The 16962-nt window shown below is 44.3% G+C and carries 16 protein-coding genes; 5 read left to right on the top strand and 11 right to left on the bottom strand.

Annotation, left to right across the window (positions count from 1 at the left end):
- The first annotated feature begins 33 nt into the window (after positions 1–33).
- The 3 genes from U0033_RS17795 to U0033_RS17785 all read left to right on the top strand — a co-directional run bounded on the left by U0033_RS17795 (position 34) and on the right by U0033_RS17785 (position 7274).
- Positions 34–420, top strand: coding sequence for an HYC_CC_PP family protein (locus tag U0033_RS17795; RefSeq protein WP_072363530.1), 387 nt, complete (start codon positions 34–36; stop codon positions 418–420).
- Between the two features lie 59 nt (positions 421–479).
- Positions 480–3059 carry a TonB-dependent receptor domain-containing protein gene (locus tag U0033_RS17790; RefSeq protein WP_072363531.1) on the top strand — a complete coding sequence of 860 codons (2580 nt, stop codon included), beginning with the start codon at positions 480–482 and terminating at the stop codon, positions 3057–3059.
- 78 nt (positions 3060–3137) lie between these two features.
- The gene (locus tag U0033_RS17785; protein WP_072363532.1) at positions 3138–7274 is read left to right on the top strand and encodes a WGR domain-containing protein; all 4137 of its coding nucleotides are present in this window, start codon (positions 3138–3140) and stop codon (positions 7272–7274) included.
- A 110-nt stretch (positions 7275–7384) separates the two neighbouring features.
- On the opposite strand, the gene U0033_RS17780 is transcribed toward U0033_RS17785, so the two are convergent.
- The 8 genes from U0033_RS17780 to U0033_RS17745 all read right to left on the bottom strand — a co-directional run bounded on the left by U0033_RS17780 (position 7385) and on the right by U0033_RS17745 (position 13766).
- Complete coding sequence (locus U0033_RS17780) at positions 7385–8293, bottom strand: helix-turn-helix domain-containing protein (RefSeq protein ID WP_072363533.1); 909 nt, start codon at positions 8291–8293, stop codon at positions 7385–7387.
- 123 nt (positions 8294–8416) lie between these two features.
- Positions 8417–9175 carry an SDR family NAD(P)-dependent oxidoreductase gene (locus tag U0033_RS17775; protein WP_072363534.1) on the bottom strand — a complete coding sequence of 253 codons (759 nt, stop codon included), beginning with the start codon at positions 9173–9175 and terminating at the stop codon, positions 8417–8419.
- A 200-nt stretch (positions 9176–9375) separates the two neighbouring features.
- Positions 9376–10626 (bottom strand): PQQ-dependent sugar dehydrogenase, encoded by a 1251-nt coding sequence (locus U0033_RS17770; protein ID WP_072363535.1) that lies wholly within the window; start codon positions 10624–10626, stop codon positions 9376–9378.
- Between the two features lie 102 nt (positions 10627–10728).
- Positions 10729–11166 carry a hypothetical protein gene (locus U0033_RS17765; RefSeq protein WP_072363536.1) on the bottom strand — a complete coding sequence of 146 codons (438 nt, stop codon included), beginning with the start codon at positions 11164–11166 and terminating at the stop codon, positions 10729–10731.
- Between the two features lie 6 nt (positions 11167–11172).
- Complete coding sequence (locus tag U0033_RS17760) at positions 11173–11640, bottom strand: CYTH domain-containing protein (RefSeq protein ID WP_072363537.1); 468 nt, start codon at positions 11638–11640, stop codon at positions 11173–11175.
- Positions 11641–11643: 3 nt separating this feature from the next.
- Positions 11644–12258, bottom strand: a complete 615-nt coding sequence (locus U0033_RS17755) for a class I SAM-dependent methyltransferase (protein WP_072363538.1) — start codon at positions 12256–12258, stop codon at positions 11644–11646.
- Complete coding sequence (locus U0033_RS17750; RefSeq protein ID WP_072363539.1) at positions 12248–13201, bottom strand: alpha/beta hydrolase family esterase; 954 nt, start codon at positions 13199–13201, stop codon at positions 12248–12250. The genes U0033_RS17755 and U0033_RS17750 overlap by 11 nt, the downstream gene beginning before the upstream one ends.
- Positions 13202–13247: 46 nt before the next feature.
- Positions 13248–13766 (bottom strand): sigma-70 family RNA polymerase sigma factor, encoded by a 519-nt coding sequence (locus tag U0033_RS17745; RefSeq protein WP_072363540.1) that lies wholly within the window; start codon positions 13764–13766, stop codon positions 13248–13250.
- A 48-nt stretch (positions 13767–13814) separates the two neighbouring features.
- On the opposite strand from U0033_RS17745, the gene U0033_RS17740 reads away from it, so the two are divergent.
- Positions 13815–14126 (top strand): hypothetical protein, encoded by a 312-nt coding sequence (locus U0033_RS17740; RefSeq protein WP_072363541.1) that lies wholly within the window; start codon positions 13815–13817, stop codon positions 14124–14126.
- Here U0033_RS17740 and U0033_RS17735 read toward each other — a convergent pair.
- Both U0033_RS17735 and U0033_RS17730 read right to left on the bottom strand, forming a co-directional pair.
- Positions 14104–14634, bottom strand: coding sequence for a GNAT family N-acetyltransferase (locus tag U0033_RS17735; RefSeq protein WP_072363542.1), 531 nt, complete (start codon positions 14632–14634; stop codon positions 14104–14106). The genes U0033_RS17740 and U0033_RS17735 overlap by 23 nt on opposite strands.
- A gap of 71 nt (positions 14635–14705) precedes the next feature.
- Entirely contained in the window at positions 14706–15317 is a 612-nt protein-coding gene (locus U0033_RS17730; RefSeq protein ID WP_322518467.1) for a Crp/Fnr family transcriptional regulator, read from the bottom strand.
- 58 nt (positions 15318–15375) lie between these two features.
- On the opposite strand from U0033_RS17730, the gene U0033_RS17725 reads away from it, so the two are divergent.
- Positions 15376–16257, top strand: a complete 882-nt coding sequence (locus tag U0033_RS17725; RefSeq protein ID WP_072363544.1) for an SDR family oxidoreductase — start codon at positions 15376–15378, stop codon at positions 16255–16257.
- Between the two features lie 31 nt (positions 16258–16288).
- On the opposite strand, the gene U0033_RS17720 is transcribed toward U0033_RS17725, so the two are convergent.
- Positions 16289–16912: a class I SAM-dependent methyltransferase gene (locus tag U0033_RS17720; RefSeq protein ID WP_072363545.1), complete on the bottom strand. Its 624-nt coding sequence runs from the start codon at positions 16910–16912 to the stop codon at positions 16289–16291.
- Positions 16913–16962: the final 50 nt, after the last annotated feature.

The raw sequence follows: 16962 nt of genomic DNA, 5'->3' as shown, positions 1-16962 counted from the left end.
TTATATACACCCGGAGTTGTACCTTTGTAGTACATGAAAAGGGTAACCGCAATATGTTTATTACTGCTTTACTCCCTGACCCTTGTAGGTCTGGGTGTAAAGCAGTTTTATTGTTGTGGCAAACTGAAGGAAGTCTCCCTTGGACTGGCGAGTGCTGCAGAACACCATTGTGACATGGATAAGCAGCATAAAGGTTGTTGCGAGACCGCCTTTAAAACCCTGAAAGTGGAGGATAGCCATTTCTCTGCTACTGATGTGAATATCCCGGCTACATTCTTCTTTACGCTGGCGAACCTGCAGTTGAATAACTGGCATATTGAACCCGTATTGGATCAGCCTTTCCATTTTAATTATGGAAACGGGCCACCACTATATAATAGTACCCCCATATATATCCTGAACTGTATTTATAGAGTTTGATAACCCTATCGTCTCCTCTATTATCCTCATTTTAATTTATTACGAATACAGTTAATTTTATGTATAAGCTTATTATGCTAATAGGTTCCCTATTATGCTTTTCTACTATAGTATCCGCTCAAAAACACGTTTCTGTACCTGTATCTGGTGAATGCGATCAATGTCAGCGAAGAATTGAAACCGCCGCAAAGGGCAAGGGTGTGAGCATGGCGCATTGGGATGTGGAGAGTAAAACCCTGCACCTGGAATTTGATTCTACGCAAACGAACCTGGATAAGATTGAAGAGCGGATTTTGAAGGTGGGGCATGATGTGGATGGAAAGAAGGCGGCTGATAAGGCGTATAATGCGCTGCCGGGATGTTGTAAGTATAGGGTGAGTGTGGCTGAAGAGCAGCATGCAGCAGGTGGTATTTCAAGTAATACACCTGCTAATTCTTCCGTTAGCAACACCGCCCCACAGCTTGCAGCCGCTGTTCAGCATCCTGCCTCCATTCCTGTAGCCGGTGCCTGCGAACAATGTCAGCAAAGGATCGAAACCGCTGCCAAAGGCACTGGTGTAAGCATGGCGCATTGGGATGTGGCAACGAAGATCCTGCAACTGGAATACGATGCTAAACAGACAAATTTAAATACTGTCAAAGAACGTATCCTGAAAGTAGGGCACGATGTAGAAGACAAAAAAGCCAGCGCAAAGGCCTACAATGCATTACCTGAATGTTGTCATTACCGCGTGAATGAGCAGCAGTTAAAGGAATTTACCGTGAACTCAAGGGTGAAAACTACGCAGATCTCCTCCCTGGCTACTGCCAGAACTGAGGTGATCACCAGCAAGGAATTGTTGAAAGCAGCTTGTTGTAACCTGAGTGAGAGCTTTGAAACCAATCCATCTGTGGATGTATCTTATAATGATGCGATAACTGGATCTAAACAGATCCAGTTATTAGGTCTGAGTGGCAATTATACCCAGTTAACAGTGGAAAACCTGCCTGGGCCAAGAGGACTGGCTACACCATTGGGCTTGAATTCAATAGCAGGTCCATGGGTAGAAAGTATTCAACTGACAAAAGGAATTGGTTCTGTAGCAAACGGTTATGAAAGCATTGCCGGACAAATCAATGTGGAATTAAAGAAACCTGAGAACAGTGAACAATTATATGCTAATGTATATGTAAATGATTTTGGCAAGACGGATGTGAATCTGAACCTGGCCCAGAAGATCAATTCAAAATGGTCCGTAGGTTTGTTGTTGCACGATGACTTCCTGGCGAACAAGAAAGTGGATTTTACCAAAGACGGTTTTAGAGATGTACCTACCGGGAATTTGTTCAGTGCGGTGAACAGGTGGAAGTATGATAATGGAAAAGGGTTCATGACCATCTTTGGGGTGAAGGTGCTGAAGGATGAAAAAAAGGGCGGACAGATCGATTATAAATCCGGTTCTTCCCTGTATGGACTGGGTATTAATACAGATCGTTACGAGGCCTTTGCTAAGATCGGTTATACCTTTCCCAGCAAGCCTTATAAAAGCATCGGTTTGCAGTTAGCCGGTATTAGTCATACCCAAAATTCCTTCTTTGGGGTGACGAAGTACGATGGTGATCAGAAGAGCGTGTATGCGAACCTGATCTACCAGTCTATCATTGGGAGCACTACCCATAAGTTCAGAACAGGGCTCAGCTTTTTGAATGATGATTATAATGAGTCTCTGAATGCACTGAAGTATAAAAGAACGGAAGTGGTACCGGGCGCTTTCTTTGAATACACTTATTCACCTGTGCAGCATTTCAATGTAGTCGCTGGTTTGCGTGCAGATAATAATAGCCTGTTTGGTTTTTTCCTCACTCCGCGTATCCATGTGCGGTATGAGCCGGTGCAGGGAACTACTATACGTGTGAGTGCGGGCAGAGGTCAGCGGACAGCGAATATCCTGGCAGAGAATATGAGTGTGATGGCAAGTGCGAGGAACATTAGCATCCTGGGTACTTCCGACGGGAAGGCATATGGTTTAAATCCTGAAGTAGCCTGGAATAAAGGGATTAGTGTAGATCAAAAGCTGACATTATTCGGTAGAGATGCGATGGTGAGTGTGGATTATTTCAGGAATGATTTCAATGACCAGGTGGTGGTAGACCTGGAAAACCCGGCAGCAGTGAAGTTCTATAACCTGGATGGGAAGTCTTATTCCAATAGTATGCAGGCGGAGATTTCTGCGGAGCCTTTACCCAAGCTGGATGTAAGAGTGGCTTACCGTTATTTTGATGTGAAGACGACTTATAGTGGTGTGCTGAAACAAAGACCGCTGACAGCTAAGCATCGTGTGTTTGCGAACCTGGCCTATGGGGTAAAGACCTGGAAATTTGATTACACCGTGAATTACAATGGTCCTAAGCGTATACCCGTGACTGCTGTAAGTCCGGAAGCCTTTTCAAAAGGTTATGTAACGATGAATGCCCAGGTGAGCAAGACATTTATGAAGAAACTGGATATTTATGTTGGGGCAGAGAACCTCACAAATTTCTATCAGAAAGACCCGGTGATCAATGCGGGCCAGCCATTTGGTGCTGGTTTTGATGCAGGTATGGTATGGGGGCCGGTGATTGGACGGATGTTTTATGGAGGGCTGAGATATAAAATTTAATCATTGTAGAATGGGGGCATAGGTTATTAAAATTATTTATATAATTTGGCGCCGTAAAACCTAAGCCCCCATTACTACATGAAGAAGAAATTCATTTATCAGGACAATAGTTCACACAAATTCTGGGACATTGAATTTAACCTTACAAGTCTGACCGTAACATTTGGAAAATATGGTACGCAGGGACAAATGCAGACGAAGTTATTTCCTACCGTAGAGGAATGTATGAAAGCAGCAGAAAAGCTGATAGCAGAAAAAACAAAGAAAGGTTATACCCCGCTTGTTGAAGACCTGCCTCCCAAAGAGTTGTACAATGATCCGATAGCGCTGGCCCGGATGCTGGAAGCGCAGTTTCCCGACAAGGTAGAGATCACACCGGTATCTGCTGAGAACATCAGCGAGATGGCGGAAGTAGTGGGATTCCCGCTGGATGAGGCGTTCCAGGCCTACTGGCGCGAAAAAGGATCTTTCTTTTTTGATAAAGATGATTTTGTTTGTGTCCTGTATGCATTTGATCAGAATGGTCAGAATGCGAATAACCTGTATGGATTCCTTTCTTTTTATTGTCAAATTTACGGGTGTCATTTTGCGGCGCTGGATGAGGAGCTTGATTTTTTATCGCAGGCTACAATGGTGTTGGGAATGATTATTAATGGAAAGGAAAAGTGGGTGATGGTGAATAATTGCGTAGGGGTTTACCAGATTCATTTTGAGAAGGAATTTCAGCATTATAGTGAGGAGGAGTTTATGCGTTTGCTGGAGCCGGTGATGGAAGCGAAAGCGGTGGCAAATTTTAAGGTGACGGAGCGAAGGGTGGATGCTGCTGAGGAATTGGCGGAGGAGGAAGCTACTGATTCAGAATCAGGTGATTCACCGGAAGATGAATATGATTTTAAAGAGATGTCTTATACCGAGGTATTGGAGCTCCTGGATGTGGACCAGTTATTTGATAACTGGGATGGCAATCACGGCTATGATTCAGAAGAAGAATACTTTGATGACTATGGGGACATCTTTGTGCATGAAGGTGATTTACAGGTGAATAAAGACCTGGATAGCGTGGGTGGTTTATTGGTGGTAACTGGTAACCTGACCGTAGCCGGAAGACTGGGTATCTCTTATTATGTAATGGGCAATGTAACGACTGCTTACCTGAACCTGTCAGCATTGCAGCATACGGGAGGTACTGAAACCGTTCGTTATTTAGCGATAGCCTGGGGGCAGGATGATGAAGTGGTGCATACGATGCCATTCAGAAAGATAAACGCGCCGCATTTTGTTTCCTGGTTTTATGATTTAGATTGTTTTGAGTTTAGCCCTGATACTGTTATTACTGCATTGTACAACCAGGATTCACTGAATTTCTATAAAACAAAAAACACGTTCCTTGCCTGGCATAATTACGCGTTGGCGTTTAGGTCTGAGTACTGCTATGTAGTGGAGTCAGCAAACGATGATATGCTGGGCCTGGATACGAGTGATTTATATCATGCACTGAGGGATAATCAACCTGTGTGGAAGGATGGTGTGACGGAGGAAGGGATCAGGTTGACAGAGGATGCCATGTACGCGGTTGGCCGCGGAGAAGCATCGGAGGCATATCATGGTTATAAAGCAGCGATTGCTGCAGCACCGGGATATTATTTAGCTTATTACAAGGCTGGTGAAGTGTTATTTGCTGCAAAGGCATATGCACAGGCGCTTGTGTATTTTAAACAGGGGATTCCTTTATCGCCTGATAAACTACGTTATGATTATGGTTGTATTGGACGGGCGGCCTTGTGTGCCGTACGATTAGGAAATTATGATGAAGCGATTGCGATTGCTAAGCAGGCGCGGGATACGGATTATTTTCCCCTGCGGGTATTAGGAGAGGCGTTGATCCTGAAAGGAAAACTGGATGAAGCGAAGAGGGTGCTGGAGAAGTCTGTGGAGATCAGGTCTGTATTTTCAAATTACTGGTTGCTGGGATTAGTGTATTATTTGCAGGGTGATAAGAAGACGGCGATTGAGCATTATGATACGGCAAGTTATTATAATAAACAGGCGAAGCCATATGAGGAGCATACGAACCTGCATTATTTTTATGGGGATAATGTGCAGGTGAACTGGGATGCAGAAGGACCATCAAAGGTGGTAAAAGACCAGGCGTATTGGCAGGCATATTTTTATAATAAACCGGCATCATTTGATACTTTCCTGCATGTGCCGGAGGAGTTCCGTACGAGTGAGATGTTGTCCAAGGTATTGGAGAATGAAAATGAACCGGGTCATATCGTGTCATTGGTGAGTCCTGCATTGATTACACAGGAGATTATTTTACAGGCAGTAGACAGGGAGTCGCCACTTCGTTACCAGGATATACCTGCGGAGTTTTTGAATGATGAAGTGTTTGCGAGACACCGGGATGGAGTGGACCTGGAATTCCTGCCGGATGATAAGAAGACGTATGAGCTTTGTTTCAACCAGGTTGTGTTCAATCAATACAACTATCGGTATGTGCCGGATGCATTTAAGGATGAGCGCATGAATATTGCGCTGATTGCTGGTGGTAATCTGAGTGATGTGCATTGTAAGGACTTTCCTAAGAAGTATTATACCTACGAATATATCATCCAGGCAATAGATCTGGGCATCCAGGTGATCAATAATATTCCGGCAAAACTGGTGAGTAAGGAAGTGTATGAATATGCAGTTGCAAAGTATGGCCAGGAGCGGGAATGGCCGTTTATAGTAGACCGGAATAACAGGGATCGCTGGAAATATGGTGCAAGCAGTGATGTGATGGATATGGCGAAACACATCCTGGAAAATACAATCGACCAGGTAGATGTGCGGCAGATCAATAAGCATAGTTATGCGTACTATAAAAAATACCTGGCCGAAGTGCCTGCTGCCTGGGAGGCGCGAAAAGATATTACCAATGAATATTTAGCCAGGAAGGAATTTGACTATACTACATTCGACAATGTATGGGCTTGTTTCTGGGATGAAGCTTTTATCATCAAAGCGCTGAAAGCAGATGAACGTCTGTATAACGTAGATGCACGATACATTACTCCTGCTATAGTGGAGGCAGCTTTAAAAAAGAATACATGTGATTTTCCTTATGTGCCAAAAGAATTTTTAACACCGGCGCTTTGTGAAAAGGTATTTAGTGCTGGAGATTATGATGAGTTAGATGCTGTGCCGTTGGGCATGCGTAGCTTGAAGATCTGTTCTTATGCTGTAGCAGGAAGTGCAGATAATTTTAAGTATGTACCGCTTGAATTACGTGATCCGGAGTTTTGTGCAGCGGTGGTAGCGAGGGAACCTGCTATGAGTATATATGTACCTCATCAGCATTATGCGGCGACTTTTGAGATGGTGGACAAGCGATTTGCGAATAGGGTAGATAAGGGTTTTATATGGGTGAACTGGGGCCTTGGTTTAATTTTAAATGGGGAGTATGAGCAGGCGCTAAAGAAGTTGGAAAAGGTACAGGATGAATACAGGCACGAGGCGGTGTATTATATAGGATGGGCAGCTCACTTGCAGGGAGATACGAATAGCGCGAAGGAGTTGTGGAAACAATCACAGGAGATTGCGAAGGCTGCTGAACTGGATGACCAGGAGTGGATAAAGTATCCTTATGCAGCGTTTCAGCTGCCGGAGGTGCCGGGTGTGTATGAGTTTAACCAGGCTACATTTGATAAGCAGATGATGGAAGCATCATTGTTGGTGCAGGATAAACAATACGAAGCTGCAATTAGTTTGTTGCAGGAGATAGAGAAAATGCTAACTGATGCGCAGAGCGATGAGATGCGTTTGTGGGCCTATGTGTGGGATCACCAGAGATATGCATTGTACGAGGCTGGCCAACAATCAGCGTCATTGGCAGTATGTGAGCGGATGATTGCGGAATTGGGTAAGGTGACTTTGTGGGAGTATTTAGAAGCGCATAATCCAATCCGGGCTGCCTTGCGGGCGGCGCATAATAACCTGGCTTATCGTTGTTATGAAGAGGGAAATGTTGTGGAGGGACTGAAACATAGCAAGGCATGTATGAAGACGATTGCTGCGATTGAAGATAAGAGTGTGTTGAATCCTTTTTATGAAACTCAGGCTTTGTTAATGCATAAAGCAGGGGATGAAAAAGGATTTGAAAAGGCGGTAGCGAAAATTAGGAAATTGAAACTGTTGGTTGGAGAAGAGTTGGGGGAATTGATGTCATGAGCGCAGGAATTTGAGGTAATTGAAGACAGGTGATTGATGTCCGGTGATTGAGGGCAGTGATTGAAGACAAGTGATTGAAGGCCGGTGTTTGAAGCCTTTTGTTTTGAGAATTATATCCTGAAACTAAGTGGCGCCGCTGCTGTTTGTTTTTTGAAATAATTAGAAAAGTGAGAGACTTCATCAAAACCTAAAGCATAAGCAATGTCTGCTACACTCCAGGTAGTTTGCTTCAGCAAAATTTTCGCTTCTTCTACCAGTCGTTTGCTAATGAGCTCAGAAGTTGTGTGGCCGGTAGATTCCTTTAATACTTTATTCAGGTGGTTAACATGAACTGCCAGGCGGTCTGCGTATTCCTTCGGGGTGCGCAGACTTAACCTTTGTTCCGGGGATTCAAGCGGGAATTGCCTTTCCAGTAATTCTAAGAATAACATAGAGATCCGTTGAGATGCATTGTGTGTTGTATTCAATGCTGTAAGCGGTTGTAGTTTTTGCCCATAGTGGATCAACTCCATGACCAGGTTACGCAGCAGGTCAAATTTGAATCTATAGTCGGAAGCCAGTTCCTTCTGCATCTTTTTAAAAATATAAGCTACTTCAGTTGCTTCTTCATCACTCAAATGAAATAAAGGCACATGACCTGGCTGGAATAATGGTAATTCTTCAAGCACGACGCCTGACTTCCTCGGCATAAGAAAATCGGCCGTGAAGATGCAGAATAAACCAAATTGATTGCTGTCAGCCGGGATCCAGTGATAAGGGATTTTGGGCGTAGCAAAGAGTAAAGCGTTTTTTTCTACCTCTATAACTTTATCCGCATACTCTGCGCGGCTTTTCCCATTCAGCCAGCTGATCTTATAATAAGCTCTGCGGCTATAGGGCATGATGCGGGTACCTGTTTTTTTGTCAAAGAGGGTTTGCGGATCAAAGACATTGAAATGCCCTGTATCCTTAGTAATGCCTGGGGGGTAGGAGGCTGCATTACGTTTGTAAAAGTCTTCGAGCGAGGTATTGGTCAGCATACTATAAAGATACTTAATGGGTTGACTAAAAAGTAAAATGAAGGCGCTTAGAATTGCGTAAAAGCCATCTCGTCTCCATCACCCACCCGAGAGGGGGGGCCAATTTTAGTCAACCCCTCATATTTATACAAACATCCCTCCGGATACTTCTATTCTTTGTCCATTCACCCAGCGGGCATCGTCCGTACAAAGGAAGGCGACAGCGCCACCGATGTCTTCTGCTGTGCCTACTCTGCCTAGTGCAGTAATGCTGCTTACATTCTTTTGTAAATCGGCATTGCCTCTTAAATGTGCACCGCCGAAATCTGTCATGGTAGCGCCGGGAGCTACCACATTTGCCCTGATCCCTTTGCTGCCGAGTTCTTTTGCCAGGTAGCGGGTGAAGGTTTCAACTGCAGTCTTGAGAGAAGCGTAAACAGATGAACCTGGGAATGATACGCGGGTGAGCCCGGATGAAATATTCACAATGCCACCACCCTCATTCAGGAAGGGGATGAGTTTTTGTGTTAAGAAATACACCCCTTTGAAATGCACGTTCAGCAGGTCGTCGAAGAAGGCTTCGTTTACTTCGGTGATGGCGCTGTATCCACCCTGACCAGCGTTGTTGACTAAGTAGTCGAAATGATCTGTGCCGAAGTGGGTACTTAAGGTATTTTGCAGTTGCGCAGTGAAGTCGTCAAAACTGCTGATCACACCGGTATTGAGTTGTAAAGCAGCAGCTTTACGTCCGGTGCCTTCGATTTGTGCAACGACTGCCTGGGCATCTGTTGCACGGGTATTATAAGTGATGATGATGTCTAATCCTTTACCGGCTAGTTGTAGCGCTGAGTCGCGGCCTATGCCGCGGCTGCCGCCGGTGATGAGTGCTATTTTGTTTGCCATTATTTTAAATTTATACAGCAAAGTTAACAGCGTATTAGCGGGTGATGTTTAAAGGAATCAATCGGTTTTTTGCAAAAATCAAATCATTTATAAAAATCAAATCATTAGCAGGAATGAAAATGGTTCATTTTTAGAAAGGCAGCAGCTTCTTTATCCCCGAATGCGCCTGTTTCATTTTAGCAAAAAACCGATCGCCATAATTATTTCTTATGTATACTATACAATCTCCCTGCATCAGTGATCGCATACAAAGCACCATCCTTCCCTTCTGTAATATCTCTGAATCGCTGCTGCTCTTCCGCCAGCAGTCTCTCTTCTCCCACCACTTTATTATCCTTGATCACCAGGCGTGCTATGTGCATGCCACTCAATGAACCAATAAACAGGTTATTCTTCCACTCAGGAATCGCAGTACCGGAATAGAATGTAATACCACTTGGACTGATCACCGGATCATAATAATATACAGGCTGTTCCATACCATCTTTCTGCTGAATACCATCACCCACTTTTTCACCTGAGTATTCAATACCATAAGTAATGGTTGCCCAGCCAAAGTTTTTCCCGGCTACAATACGATTCACTTCATCACCGCCTCTTGGGCCAAATTCAGTCTCCCACAGGTCGCCGGTTTCAGGATGGAAAGCAAGGCCCTGCACATTTCTATGTCCATAGCTCCATATTTCAGGTCGTTTATCTGCCTGGCCAAAGAATGGATTGCCTTCCACCGGCTGGCCGTCTTTCGTGATGTGTAATACCTTGCCCAGTGCTGAATTCAGTTGTTGAGCCTGTGGTCTTGTCTGAAGGTCAGAGCGCTCACCGGTGCTGATAAAGAGATTCCCATTTTTATCAAACACGATTCTTCCACCATAATGGAGAGTACCTTTGTAAGCAGGGGTGGCTTTATAAATAACCGTAGCGCCTTCTATGGTCTTCTCATTAGCGGAGAGTTTCCCCCTGGCTACAGCAGTCAGGTTACCATCTGGCAATGGGTCAGAAAATACCCAGTATACCATCCTGTTTTTGCTGAAATCAGGATCTACGCGAATACCTAAGAGACCACCCTGGCCATCTGAATTGACAGTTGGCAGGCCGGTGATGGGTGCACTCAGTTCTCCACTGGTGGTGGCGATGCGAAGATCTCCTTTTTTCTCTGTGATGAGGAGGCGGCCGTCGGGTAATTGTGTGATACCCCATGGATTCTCGAGCCCGGTACTAAGGACTTTGAATTCATAGGGTGTTTTTGTTTTCACACCACCTATGCGGGTCTGGCCTTTGAAGGCGGGTTTGTAATCGGAATTGGGTGCTTTGGTTTCCACGGGAGCGAGCAGGCTGTCAGTACCTGTAGACGTGCTATCGCCTGGAGGATTGATATGATCGCCGGATGGCGAGCTACACGACGCAAGGGTTAATGCTATTACAGTCGCACAAAGTTGAATAGGTCTGATCATATTACTGGAATTTAAGTGAGATATCTATCAAAAACCGGGCTCATTCCATGAATGATGGCCCGGTTTCGCGAATGCTATGAATTTTAATAGCTAATAGGATGCCTATCCTATTGCTGCCAGGATCTCTTCTGCCCAGTTAGGATTATCTTCCCTCACTATAATCGTTTTGAAATTATATTGCTGCCCTTCCATCTCCACTCCTTTCGAATCATCAATATGCAGATCAATATTAAAAGCCGGGGGATATTTGGATGGTTTTGTGGGCATGCGCACAAACTGGTTATGCACCTGCTGGTTAATCACTTTATCCAGTTTGATCCCGTACAAATAAAACATCCACCAGATTCTGCGTGGAGGGCGATACGAAGTTGTGTATACATATACTTTATGCCCTTTTGCCTGGCAGGCTTTCATCAATTCAATCGTACCCATGCGCAGCTTTTCTACCTTCCATAGCTTTTGTAGAAAACTACGTTCCAAAGTTGCGAATTGTTTAGTACCAGGTATCAGGGTATCATCGAGGTCAAATGAGATGATCATGTTGGCTTACCAGTTTTGATAAGGATGTGTGGTTAAATTTGAATTATAGTATTTCTCTTCACCGGTTACTTCTTTCGTCACCCATGTTGGCAGATCAAATTGTTCATCCTCACTTTGTAATTCAATCTCAGCAACGAACAGTCCTTTATTGGCTCCCAGGAATTCATCTACTTCCCATATTTTATGCTGATAGGTGATTTTGTACCTGATTTTTGAAAGCTCGGCAATGGCGAAATTATCCAAGAGCTCTTTTGCTTCTGCTGTGGGAATTTCATATTCGTATTCCAGCCTGGTAGCACCGGTAGAAATCCCTTTGATCGTAAGGTAGCCGCAAGTATCTGTTAGCCTGACACGAATTGTTTTCTGCGGGTCGGTGACTAAGTATCCTTGCCGGAAATGTTCGCCGGCTGGCTTTTCAACCGCTTGCCAGCGGGCAAGATCGAGCAGGAATTTCCGTTCTATCTCTTTTGGCATAATTTACTTTTTCCTAAATGAACAGAATAAAAAGTTTTGCGTCGTGTTGAACGGCGTAGTATGATTTTCTGTTATACACTTTATCTTTTCAAAATGTAGTTGTAAGGTATCGGTCAACGCATTTTCTGAATAACGGGTAACTGGTAGCCCACTACATTTTTCCGGACCCTGCTCTGAAAAGGTACCGATAATGGCATATCCATTTTTCTTTACGTGGGCCGCAGCAACGGACAGGTATTGCCGGATCTGTTCAGGCGTTGTCATAAAGTGAAAGGCTGCCCTGTCATGCCAGCAATCGTAAGTCATTTCAGGAGAAAATGTGGTAATATCCTGCACGATCCATTTGACAAGGGCTGCTTTTGCGCCCAGCCGTTGTTGTGCTTTTTCAAGCGCCGCCTTTGATATATCAAGTACAGTAATATTCCTATAGCCTTCTTCCAGCAGGAAATCGACCAGTTTGCTATCTCCACCACCTATATCAATGATGTTAGCATCCTTGGATAGCTGGCATTCTTTAATATAGTCCAGCGAAGTTTGCGGTATATCCTGGGTCCAGCTTACCTCTGCCGGCCCCTTGGTTTCATATACATGCTCCCAGTGTGCGGATTTATTTTCCATGAGACAAATATATGGGATCTTTGAAGAAGAAATCCCATATCACAAGCGGTGCATCTACATCTTTATTAATGTACCCGAGAAGTGGAATGTAAATGCGGAAATTCCTGTTGGGTATATTATGACCGCCGTCTTTGATAGTGACAAAACTCACTTTCTTTTGATTGTCTTTGTTGTAGTAATTTGTTTGCGTGGCGGTGTGCCCGAATTGTACAGTGGAGATCTCCGTAGCACCAGCGGCATCCCGCCAATAAGCTGCTGTAACGGGGGCGCTTTCTGCCATGCCATAGCTTTTACCATCCAGGGTAATTTCCCCGCCATTGTAGGGAACGATGCCATCCTGCTGACCATTGATGAGGATGATGGACACGGCTTGCTGATGATGACCTGCAAAGAGATTGTTTTCCGGAGCTGGCAGTGTAGACCCTATTGTGGCATAGGCTGCAAATAAACCAGGTTGGGAGGCTGCCAGCCTGAATGCCATTTGCCCCCCGTTAGAGAAACCCACGGCGTAGACCTGGCTTGTGTTGATGTGATATTGTTCTTCGAAGTAGTTGATGAGCTGTTTCGTGAAGGTAACATCATCTATGTTTAATTGCTTGGCAGGGAAAGGTGATGACTTTCTGCCATCATTCCAGTTACCCATATACCCCTGTGGATATACGATAATAGCATCCTGATTTTTATCGGCTAGCAGATCGAATTCATGGCCGGTCAAAATTTGCATCATGAAGGATTTGAGTTTCGAGCCATGGTAGACGATGACTAGTTTGGGATTCGGGTGGATGTGTTTCGGTACATGATAAATGAAGCTGCGTTCATAGCCATCGATGTGAAAACTGTGAGACTTGTTTGGATGGATGATGTTCCATCTGTAAGTGTAGAGGAACAGGACCGCTATAGCGGCAATTAAAAGTAATAAAGCACTGATTAGCATCTTTCTCATTATTTTTATAGAGATAGACGGGGTGCCGGGAAAAAAGACGCAGGGATTAAAGAATTTCTTTCGGAGGATTATAATCGGTCACATTACCGAATTTATCTGTTCTCAAAAAACAGCTACTCATCACCGTCTCCTTTATTTTCTTCCTGGCTCTCTGTACGCGTGATTTCACTGTGCTGAGTGGGAGATGGTGTTGTTGGGCATATTCCACCTGGGAGATACCATTTACTTCGATGGCCTCCATCACATGTTTTTGTTCTTCAGGAAGCGTTTTAATCAGCAATCCAATGCATTTGATCAGGTGTTCATTGCCTTCGTTCTTAAAATCATTTGTATCGATGACAGGTACTGTGCGTTTAGATTTCCTGTAATGATCTACGACGGCATTGTAAGTGATGACTTTTAGCCAGGAAACAATTTTCTTGTGATCTTTGAGCGTGTCAATAGCATCATGGGCTTTCAGGAAGATGTCCTGCCGGATGTCGTCCACGATGTTTTCATCTACCTTTAATTGTTGAAGGTAGGTGCTTATCTGCTTGTAGAATGCTAGCTGGATTTCGTTCGTCATGCACCTTTGAAATAAAAAACGCTATATTTATTACTATGAAATTATTGTTTGTACTGCTGCTTTTGCAGGGGGCCACTTCCACAAAAGATCACCTATAACTATACCGAAATCCCTGCCGCGCAATATACTCATTGCAAAGGTACTAAATACCTGAGTACGCCTGGACAGTTTAAAGTAAAAGCCGGCAAACTGGTGATTCCTATAGCGGGGAAGTCGCCGAAGGTGTTTAAAAATGGAGGTGAAATATTTACCTATGAATACCTGGGAGATCTTATGGATTCAAAATTGTCATTGGTGAAGTGTTGGAAGCCAAATTCTATAAAGATGACTGACCCTGTCAATGCAAATAATCATTTTTAGACAAGTTATATACGAAGTTCTGCCTGTTCGGTCCATAAGCATAGGCCATGTCTACCTGCGCTACTTTAACAGCACCTAAGCGGCTTACAGCAATCTGTGAACGGATATTATTCACACCTACATGGAAACCTACGGCATCTACATATTGAAAGATATACTCCAGCATTAGCTTCTTTACCGCTTTGTTAAACCCGGTTCCCCAATATTTAGTAGCATAGAAAGTATAGCCGATGTGAATGGTGTTTTTACCTGCATCATATTCATAATACCGGGTGCTGCCAGCAATTTCACCAGTCACTTTGTCTATGATTTTAAAAGCACCATGGCTTCTGAGAGCGGCATCGAAAAACTCCCGGAATACCTCTTCTTTCCAGCGGTCGTTTTGTGGATGTTGTGCCCAGATAGCGGGGTCCGAAGCTACGGCATATAAAGCATCGTAATCACTTGCCTGCAAAGGAGCAAGGAGGATCTGATCGTTTTCTAAGGTGGGTTGGATATTAAATGTCATGGGGCAAATGTAATAGATGACCGGATGATTTGGGTAGTCCATTTGGGATAATGGAGATAGTCCAGCTTAGATCAATGAGACAGCTTTACCCGCGCATGCCTGATCCTGCTCAGCGTCTCCCTCGATACCCCTAAATAAGAAGCAATCATATGTAAAGGCACCCTATTAATTAAGTCAGGATACTTATTCACAAACTCCTGGTATTTCTCTTCTGAAGTCGCACTAATATTACTCAGGATCCTTTCATAACTGGAATACAAACTCTGACTGATCAGGTAATTCGTATACTCCTGTAAACCTGGTATTTTTTTCACCAGGTCGCTCAGCACCTCATGCGTCCATAACAAAACAACACTATCCTCCATCACTTCTATATTCAATTTAGACGCCGTTTGATCCGCCATACTCCTGGCATCTGCACACCAATTCCCTTCCGGGGAAAAACGCATGATATGCTCTGAACCGTTATCTTTAATATAATATGTCTTCAGCAAGCCTTCGGCTACGAACATCTTATACATACAGACTTCCCCTTCCTGCAGCAGTAATTGTTTCCTGCGTACTTTCCTGACCAGTGCCCGCGAATAGATCTCCTGCAACTCTTCAGTGCTAAGGGAATGCTGAGCGGTTAATATTGCTTCCAGACGATCAAACATACCCTGAAAGTAATAAAATTGTGTCAAATGACCTTGTTTTGAAACCCCTTCCTGTGTCAAATTTGTAGTATAAAATCAAAACTTTATGCGCGTATTTATGACCGGTGCTACGGGCTTTATTGGCTCAGCCATTGTCAAGGAACTATTGAAGGCAGGACATCATCCCATAGGTTTGGCACGTACGGAGGCCGCTGCGCAAAAACTGGTAGCAGCAGGTGTAGAGGTACATAGAGGTGAACTGGAAGACCTGGAAAGCATTAAAAGTGGTGCTGCAAAGGCAGATGCTGTGATACATACAGGGTTTATCCATGACTTTGCCAATTTTAAGAAATCATGTGAGCTGGATAGAAAGGTGATTGAGGCTTTGGGAGAAGTGGTGAAAGGCCCGATCGTAGTTGCCTCAGGAACTGCCCTGATAGCAAGGGGAACTGTAACGACAGAGCGTGATCAGCCATTGGTGAATGCAGATGTATTGCCCCGTGTTGCTACAGAAGAGGCGGTGGCTGCGGTAGTGGCAGGTGGTGGAAATGCTTCCCTGGTAAGATTGACACCTACTGTACATGGGGATGGTGACCAGGGTTTTATTCCTATTGTGATCAATGCGGCCAAAAAGGGTGGTGGAGCATTCTATATTGGTGAAGGGCAGAGCCGGTGGCCGGCAGTACATCGTGATGATGCAGCAAGGTTGTTTGTGCTGGCAGTAGAGCAATCTACTCCGGGGGCTATTTATCATGCGGTAGCAGAGGAAGGCATCACTACGAAGGAGCTGGCGGGTGTGATGGCGAAGCAGCTGAATATTCCTTTAAAGAGTATTAGTGCGGAAGAGGCAGCTGCCGCTATGGGATTCTTTGGAATGATGTGGTCAATGGATCAGCCGAGTTCAGGTAAATTGACAAAGGAAAAACTGGGATGGCAGCCAAAAGAGATGGGATTGATCCGGGATATGGAGTTGAATTATTTTAAATAGGAATAGTGTTATAAACGCTTGAAGCCGCCTTTTACAAGGCTGGCTTCTTTTTGCCTATAAATCTCAGTACAGTTCCCTGCCCCATGTGATATTTACCTTCTTCCAGGCCAACTACTTCCTCTTTTAATAACAGGATGTCGTAGTTGCTAAAATCCTCCCTGATCTCATCCTCAGAAAAGAGCCATGCTATTTCTGTAGGGCCGCCTACCTGTGCATTGGCTTTGTGATTCTTACTGAATGCTTCGAAAATAATGGTACCACCTGGTTTTAAATAGGTATCTAATTGCCTGTGTAAAATAGATTTCTTTTCAGGAAGAAAATGTGCATAGATCAAACCAATGGCATCAAAAGATGCGGGTTCGAATTGCAGTGTTTCGAGATCCCCCGTGACGTAAGTGAGCGTCGTGTGGAATTCTGCTGCTAATTGCAATGCCTTGATTTTTCCTTCCGGACTAAGGTCGGTAGATGTCACCTGCCAGCCGGTAACAGCGGCGTATACCCCATTTCTGCCTTCGCCATCTGCAGGCATGAGGATGCAGCCTTTGTCTAATTGATCTAAGTGTGTTTTGAAGAAGAGATTCGGTGTTTTGCCGTAAGCGAAATCGGTTTCGCGGTAGCGCTCATCCCACCTGGTTTTGTATTGTTCGTTTGTCATGTATCAAAGTTAGTGATCAGCAGAAAGCCGCTGATAGGACAAAAATGAAA

Origin of the sequence: Chitinophaga sancti (genome assembly GCF_034424315.1) — a bacterium.
Taxonomy (GTDB): Bacteria; Bacteroidota; Bacteroidia; order Chitinophagales; family Chitinophagaceae; genus Chitinophaga; species Chitinophaga sancti.
Note: the sequence above shows the minus strand (reverse complement) of the source record. Positions and strands in the feature narration are given on the sequence as shown.

Bases quoted from the DNA above. Each gene is read 5' to 3' on its own strand.
- U0033_RS17795 (WP_072363530.1), top strand. From the start codon at position 34: ATGAAAAGGGTAACCGCAATATGTTTATTACTGCTTTACTCCCTGACC.
- U0033_RS17790 (WP_072363531.1), top strand. From the start codon at position 480: ATGTATAAGCTTATTATGCTAATAGGTTCCCTATTATGCTTTTCTACT.
- U0033_RS17785 (WP_072363532.1), top strand. From the start codon at position 3,138: ATGAAGAAGAAATTCATTTATCAGGACAATAGTTCACACAAATTCTGG.
- U0033_RS17780 (WP_072363533.1), bottom strand. From the start codon at position 8,293: ATGCTGACCAATACCTCGCTCGAAGACTTTTACAAACGTAATGCAGCC.
- U0033_RS17775 (WP_072363534.1), bottom strand. From the start codon at position 9,175: ATGGCAAACAAAATAGCACTCATCACCGGCGGCAGCCGCGGCATAGGC.
- U0033_RS17770 (WP_072363535.1), bottom strand. From the start codon at position 10,626: ATGATCAGACCTATTCAACTTTGTGCGACTGTAATAGCATTAACCCTT.
- U0033_RS17765 (WP_072363536.1), bottom strand. From the start codon at position 11,166: ATGATCATCTCATTTGACCTCGATGATACCCTGATACCTGGTACTAAA.
- U0033_RS17760 (WP_072363537.1), bottom strand. From the start codon at position 11,640: ATGCCAAAAGAGATAGAACGGAAATTCCTGCTCGATCTTGCCCGCTGG.
- U0033_RS17755 (WP_072363538.1), bottom strand. From the start codon at position 12,258: ATGGAAAATAAATCCGCACACTGGGAGCATGTATATGAAACCAAGGGG.
- U0033_RS17750 (WP_072363539.1), bottom strand. From the start codon at position 13,201: ATGAGAAAGATGCTAATCAGTGCTTTATTACTTTTAATTGCCGCTATA.
- U0033_RS17745 (WP_072363540.1), bottom strand. From the start codon at position 13,766: ATGACGAACGAAATCCAGCTAGCATTCTACAAGCAGATAAGCACCTAC.
- U0033_RS17735 (WP_072363542.1), bottom strand. From the start codon at position 14,634: ATGACATTTAATATCCAACCCACCTTAGAAAACGATCAGATCCTCCTT.
- U0033_RS17725 (WP_072363544.1), top strand. From the start codon at position 15,376: ATGCGCGTATTTATGACCGGTGCTACGGGCTTTATTGGCTCAGCCATT.
- U0033_RS17720 (WP_072363545.1), bottom strand. From the start codon at position 16,912: ATGACAAACGAACAATACAAAACCAGGTGGGATGAGCGCTACCGCGAA.